This is a genomic window from Luteibacter sp. GL_149 (genome assembly GCF_057834065.1).
The window spans coordinates 2499006-2503599 of record NZ_CM174395.1; the positions used below are offsets into that span (position 1 = coordinate 2499006).

The 4594-nt window shown below is 61.4% G+C and carries 4 protein-coding genes; 3 read left to right on the forward strand and 1 reads right to left on the reverse strand.

What is annotated here, in order from left to right; all coding sequences use genetic code 11:
• Window positions 1–12 precede the first annotated feature (12 nt).
• Window positions 13–759, forward strand: coding sequence for a polysaccharide deacetylase family protein (locus AC3IR3_RS11080; protein ID WP_489192086.1), 747 nt, complete (start codon window positions 13–15; stop codon window positions 757–759).
• Window positions 756–1832 carry a glycosyltransferase family 4 protein gene (locus tag AC3IR3_RS11085; RefSeq protein WP_489192087.1) on the forward strand — a complete coding sequence of 359 codons (1077 nt, stop codon included), beginning with the start codon at window positions 756–758 and terminating at the stop codon, window positions 1830–1832. Before AC3IR3_RS11080 ends, AC3IR3_RS11085 begins: the two co-directional genes overlap by 4 nt.
• Before the next feature lie 14 nt (window positions 1833–1846).
• Here the strand turns inward: AC3IR3_RS11085 and AC3IR3_RS11090 are convergent, their stop codons facing one another.
• Window positions 1847–3238 (reverse strand): DUF1254 domain-containing protein, encoded by a 1392-nt coding sequence (locus tag AC3IR3_RS11090; protein ID WP_489192088.1) that lies wholly within the window; start codon window positions 3236–3238, stop codon window positions 1847–1849.
• 588 nt (window positions 3239–3826) lie between these two features.
• On the opposite strand from AC3IR3_RS11090, the gene AC3IR3_RS11095 reads away from it, so the two are divergent.
• The gene (locus tag AC3IR3_RS11095) at window positions 3827–4507 is read left to right on the forward strand and encodes an efflux RND transporter periplasmic adaptor subunit (protein ID WP_489225021.1); all 681 of its coding nucleotides are present in this window, start codon (window positions 3827–3829) and stop codon (window positions 4505–4507) included.
• Window positions 4508–4594: the final 87 nt, after the last annotated feature.

Consider the following 4594-nt stretch of genomic DNA (forward strand, 5'->3'; position numbering starts at 1 on the left):
AGGAGCTGGGCCATGAATCAAGCGACATCCAGAGGCACGGCACACGTGCCTGTCCTCATGTACCACAACATCGCGCGCGCGCCGCGCGACTTGCAGGTTTTCCGCAGCTTATACGTGGACCCTGGCACGTTCGCCCGCCAGATGTGGTTGCTGCATCGCCTCGGTTACACCGGGTTATCCATGTCCGCGGCCATGCCTTACCTGCGTGGAGAACGTCAGGGTCGGATCGTCGTCATCACGCTGGACGACGGCTATGCCGACAACCTGGAAGCCGCGCTCCCGATCCTCTCCCGGTATGCCTTCAGTGCAACTGTCTACGTGGTAAGCCAGAGTATCGGGCGATATAACGAGTGGGACGCGGAACGCCTGGGTATTCGCAAACCCACCATGACGGTGGAAGAATTGCGTCGCTGGAACGAAGGCGGCATGGAGATCGGCGCACACACGCGAACCCACCCACGATTGACCGGCTTCAACGACAACCAGTTGCACAACGAAATCGACGGCTGCAAAGCCGATCTCGAAGATCGTATCGGCGTGGCGGTCACCCAGTTCTGCTATCCATACGGCAATCTGGACAATCGTGTCGCCGATGTCGTCAGACAGGCCGGATACGTAGCGGCGACCACGACACGCCGCGGCCGCGCCACACCCGACATGGACCTGTGGCAGCTGCCACGGGTGCAGATAGCGCGACACCACTTCTTGCCGCAGTTCGCCATGCGCGTACTGACAGGCTATGAGGATCGGCGCGCGTGAAATTTCTTTTCGTCGGCACGAATCAGGAAAACACCGGGGCCTCTACGCACTTCGTCACCCTTGCCCAGGCGATGGAAGAAGCGGGGCATCAGGTAGGAGTCATGGCGTGCCCGGGCGGGTTGATCGCGCAGGAACTGGCCGGATCGCACGTCCAGGTGGACAACGCGATGTTTCGCAATGCTTACGACCTGCGTGGATACGCGAGGGTATTCGCGGTGACGAAGCGTTCGAAGCCCGACTACCTCGTCGGCAATTTCGGAAAGGAATACTGGCCGCTGATCGTCATCGGGCGACTGCTCGGGATACCGGTCGCGCTGTTCCGGCACCGCATACCTCCCATGAAGCGGCTGTCGGCGTATATGCTGCCGCGACTGGCGCATCGGTTCTTTGCCGTCTCTAACTATGCCCGCCAGGCCTACCTCGATCGAGGCATACCGGCGGAGCGGGTGCATATCCTCTACAACCCGGTGAACACGACGCGATACCGGCCCGATCGCCAGCAGCGCAGCACTATTCTGCGCACACTGGGTATCGACGACGAAGCGATCGTGCTGGGCTACTCCGGCCGTATGTTCGCCGGCAAAGGACTATTCGTCCTGCTCGAAGCGGCTACGAAAGCCATGGAGCGAGAGCCGCGACTGCATTGCCTGTGGCTTGGCGACGGTCCGGACCTGAAGGCGTTACGCGATCGTGTCGCCGCGCTTCCCACGGCGAACCGCCATCATTTTCCCGGCTGGATCCACGACATCGCCCCCTACTACAGCGCGATGTCGATGCTGGCGTTTCCGTCACTGACGCCGGAAACCTTCGGCCGGGGGTCCATCGAGGCGCAGGCCGCGGGCATCCCGGTACTGTGCAGCAATATCGGCGGCCTTCCCGAGACGCTGCTTCCGGGCGTTACCGGTCTGCTGCTGCCGCCTGGCGACGTCGATGCATGGCGCGACGCCATCCTGAAGACATGCGAGCCATCGTTTCGATTGCCCATGGGCAGCGCGGCGCGCGAATACATGCTGGCGCATTTCAGCACGATCGTCATCGCTGCACAGTTCGTGGGTATCCTGACGGACAGTTAGAAGCCGGGGCAACGCTACCGGCCGTTGGCTGCTTCCAGCGGCGGTAGCGACCATTTTCCGTCGATGGCAGCCTTACCCGGACCGTAAACGCGTCCTACTGCGCTATACGGACCTGATGGCGCGGGAAGCCAGTTGCTTTCCTTGTCCTTGCCCGGCGAATCGTGGCCGACATAAAGCGTGAGCCCGCCATCCGCATCGTACTTGACGCCCGGCGTACGGTCGCCGATGGAATAGCGTTTCAGTGAATTCGCGTAAAGGAACCGCTCTGGCAGCGTGTACAACGTAACCGACCAGAAGAACTTCGCCGGCGGCAACTGGGCTTTCCCGAAGTGAATCTTCGAAGGCTTCCTGCCATCGCCGAGGTAACCACCGTACCAGGCTTCCTCGATCGAGTTACCGTACAGGCCTTTTTCGGCGGCGATCGCCCGCGTCATATAGTTGTTGCCGAGAATGCTCCGGGCACCGAACAGACCGTTCGATGAAAGCGTGGCCTTTGCTGTCGATGCCATGGCCGCCTTGGCATCCTCGATGCCGCGATCGATGGCTGCGAGCAACGCCGGATCGATTCTGGAAGCATTGAAATCGGCACCGGGCACGATGCCGATTTTCGCAAACCGCTGGAACAGCGCCGTTTCCGATTTCTGGGGTGGTTGCGTGAACTGGAGCAGGAAGTTCAGATACGCAATGAAGTCATGGGAGTGAACTCGCGCGGCATCGTACGGCGGGAATGCGACGTCCGGCGCGGGCTCCGGTGCCCGGCGATGGAGAAAGCCGCTCAACGGCTCCAGCTTCATACCGGACTGGATGCGCTGCACGTTGGCGATATCGTCCGGTCCGTCCAGCGCGGTACGCGTCAACGTCATGACGAGGGACGTTTCCGAAGGAAAGACCGCCGCGATGCCGGGCGGCTTCGCCCCATGCCATCCCGGTCCGGCGATGAGATAGCTCCCTGCCCCGTTGCCGGTCGCTCGCGAGCCGATGTACGCAAAGTTGTACGTGAACAGGTCGACCCATTGCTGCACGTAGTACCGGCTGTCGGGAACCCTGGGCACGGTCACGACCCATGGCTCGGCGCGCAGGTCCAGCCACGCCCACGAATACGGCGTGTCGTTGTTGGGCGTGACCACGTCGTGGTTGTCGGGCGTATAGAGCTGCGAATAGTGCCGGAACTTGCCAAACCCTCCGACGTACTCGGGTGCGGTCTTGTCCGCGACCTGCTTGTACATAGTGTTGTAGTTCTCGAGCATCGGATACGCATAGATGTATGCATCCTTGGCGATGGCTTCTGCGTCGGCGAGGCTCACACTCCCCGAGGCAGCTTGTGGCGACGCCGATACCCTGCCGGGCCCTGGCCATAGTGCGAAGGCAGCGAACGTGGCAATCAGAAGCACGAGTCGACGAAGCATGACGAGGCCTTCCTGCGAGGGGTGGCTTCGTTATCTCACGGGGTCGAATCCTCTTCCTCCGCAGTTTTACTTACGGTCCGTCCGTAGAACCCCCAGACACTCGCGATGGCTTGTAGGGGAAGGACTACACGGCTGCCCCACTTTCGCTCCCTCCCGAAACGTGAAGACATAGCCATCTTCGTCGAGCATTCGAGCGCAACCTCTTGTTTCTATAACGAAGCTTTTTACGAGTGTCGCAAGCTTCCATTACGTAACTTCTTACGTTCGCAAGTATGCCTTGCCCGGCTCGTGGGCCTCCGATAGATTTCGCGGCCAGAACACCGCAAACAGGGGGTGGTGCACCCGCACCGCTACGGTGATCTGGCAGGGAGCAAGGGATTGAAGCTTCGTACGAATGTCTCGCCACAGGCGAGGCCAGGGTATCGTTCGCATCGGAAAGCGGCGACACGCGCGGGCGTTTGCGCGTTCGTTTTTTACTGCGCACAGGCGACGGCCGCCCCACCTCCTTCCCCCCCTTCTTACGATTGCCTCATCGAACCGGCACAGACCGTCGAGGTAGGAACCCCCGTCGCCGGGTTGCTCGATCGCGTGGCGGTGAAACGGGGCGACCGGGTAACGCGTAACCAGGTACTGGCCACGCTGGAGTCCCACGCCGAACAGGCGGCGGCCGACCTCGCCCGCTACAAGTCGCAGCTGGCCGGTCCCACCCAGGTTGCCGAGAGCAAGATCGAGTTTTCCGGTCGCAAGTACGATCGCCGGCGCGATATGGCTGCCGAGAAACTGATGTCGCCGCAGGATCGCGACGATGCCGAAGCAGAACTGAAACTCGCCAAAGCCGAGCTACAGACAGCGAAGGAAAATCGCGAAATCGCGCGTCTGGAATACTCGCAGCAGAACAGCCAGCTCGCCCTGCGCACGATTCGTAGCCCCTTCGACGGGGTCGTCGTCGACCAGATGATCTGGCCCGGCGAAGTCGTCGAACCCGGCGCGACGAAGCACGCCATTCTGAAACTCGCGAAGCTCGATCCGCTTCGCGTCCGCGTCGTAATGCCCATGCGCGCCTTCGGCGAACCGAAGGCCGGCGGCGTCGTGCGTGTCGTTCCGGAAATTCAGCAGGACAAGTCGTACACCGCACACGTCGCGAGTATCGATCGGGTGATCGACGCGGCCAGCGGCACCTTTGTCGTATTGCTCGATCTGCCTAATAGCGCGCTGGACCTTCCGTCCGGCGTGAAGTGTAAAGCCACATTCGCATCCACGGCGCCGTAAAGGCGTCGCAACCGGTTTTATCTATCCGTCGTTAAACAACGTGCCGTACGCGTGCCATCGCACCGACGCACATCGAAGGGATCAGTC

Bases quoted from the DNA above. Each gene is read 5' to 3' on its own strand.
- AC3IR3_RS11090 (WP_489192088.1), bottom strand. From the start codon at position 3,238: ATGCTTCGTCGACTCGTGCTTCTGATTGCCACGTTCGCTGCCTTCGCA.
- AC3IR3_RS11080 (WP_489192086.1), top strand. From the start codon at position 13: ATGAATCAAGCGACATCCAGAGGCACGGCACACGTGCCTGTCCTCATG.